The organism is Phytoactinopolyspora endophytica (assembly GCF_004138495.1).
Lineage (GTDB): Bacteria > Actinomycetota > Actinomycetes > Jiangellales > Jiangellaceae > Phytoactinopolyspora > Phytoactinopolyspora endophytica.
Genome location: NZ_ML142863.1, coordinates 72,293 through 73,463, shown reverse-complemented (window position 1 = coordinate 73,463; position 1,171 = coordinate 72,293). Strand labels below are relative to the sequence as shown.

Genomic DNA, 1,171 nt, shown 5'->3' with positions numbered 1-1,171 from the left:
GTCGAACGGGAAGCCCAGCGGCTGCGGGACTTCCTTGGCCGGATACCGGAGGACTCGCCGGAGTGGGCGGAGTCTTCCACGATCGCCTCCGCCACCTTCTGGGCGACGGCCGAGGAGATGGCCGAGGTGAGCAAGGCGCTCGCACAGCTGGGGGACCGGTTCCGGGCGCGCATGGACGATCCGTCCTTGCGCCCCGAGGGCGCACGGATCGTGCGCGTGTTCGGCGCGACCACGTGTGATCCGCCCCGGGTGACAGCGTCGCCGCTGACGGACTCGATATCGACGACTGACGATGAGGGAGAGACGACATGACAAGGATTCCCCCACCGGAGGCGGCCGTGCTGTCCGGGCCGCTCGGGCATCACGACCCGCACGCCGAGCGCCTGCGGGATGTGCAGCGGACTCGTATGGCGGCTCAGACGCGCGCGGCGCGCCGCTGGCAGCGCTGGTCCGACCGCCTGACTCGGCTTGCGGAGGCACGGTCCGAGGCGGTTGCCATTCTGCGGGCTCGCAAGGTCTCATGACCGCCGCCGGCGAGGAACGTCGTAAACTGTCTGGAGTCACGATCATCGAAACGCCGGGTTGGGAATGTGCCGGCGGATCTGGCACAATAACCTGCTGAACCGACGTTCCGTGTGGCCCCTCTCACCCGCGGTCCGTCAGTCCATCGGAGCCGTCGACGCCGGTGCCCCACTCAGGTGGTCAGCGGCTCACCCATGCAAACACCACAAGGAGACTCCACGCCCGTGGCTGTCAAGATCAAGCTCAAGCGGATAGGAAAGATCCGCGCCCCGCACTACCGAGTCATCGTCGCCGACTCCCGTACCCGGCGCGACGGCCGGGCCATCGAGGAGATCGGCCTGTACAACCCGAAGCTCGAGCCGAGCCTGATCAAGGTCGACTCGGAGCGCGTGCAGTACTGGCTCGGCGTAGGCGCGCAGCCTACTGAGTCCGTTCTCGCCATCCTGAAGGTCACCGGTGACTGGCAGAAGCACAAGGGCCTGCCGGGTGCCGAGGGCACACTGAAGGTGGCAGAGCCGAAGGCCGAGAAGCGAGCCCGGTTCGACGCCGCGCTTGCCGAGGTGCACGGCGAGCCGAAGAGCGACGCCACCACGCCGAAGAAGAAGACGGCAAAGAAGAGCGCCGCCAAGGCCGAAGGTGCGAAGACAGA

General features: G+C 67.5%; 2 protein-coding genes and 1 pseudogene. All 3 read left to right on the top strand.

The features are described from left to right. Positions 1 to 312, top strand: a pseudogene (locus tag ELR45_RS35765) (hypothetical protein); the annotation flags it as partial. Then, complete coding sequence (locus ELR45_RS24585; RefSeq protein WP_129668702.1) at positions 309 to 524, top strand: hypothetical protein; 216 nt, start codon at positions 309 to 311, stop codon at positions 522 to 524. The pseudogene ELR45_RS35765 and the gene ELR45_RS24585, both read left to right, overlap by 4 nt. A 222-nt stretch (positions 525 to 746) precedes the next feature. Beyond that, on the top strand, positions 747 to 1,171 hold a 425-nt coding region (gene rpsP, locus ELR45_RS24580; protein ID WP_129668795.1), incomplete at its 3' end, for a 30S ribosomal protein S16.

What these genes read in the sequence shown, in the direction of transcription:
- ELR45_RS24585 (WP_129668702.1), top strand. Translation starts at nt 309, where the DNA reads ATGACAAGGATTCCCCCACCGGAGGCGGCCGTGCTGTCCGGGCCGCTC.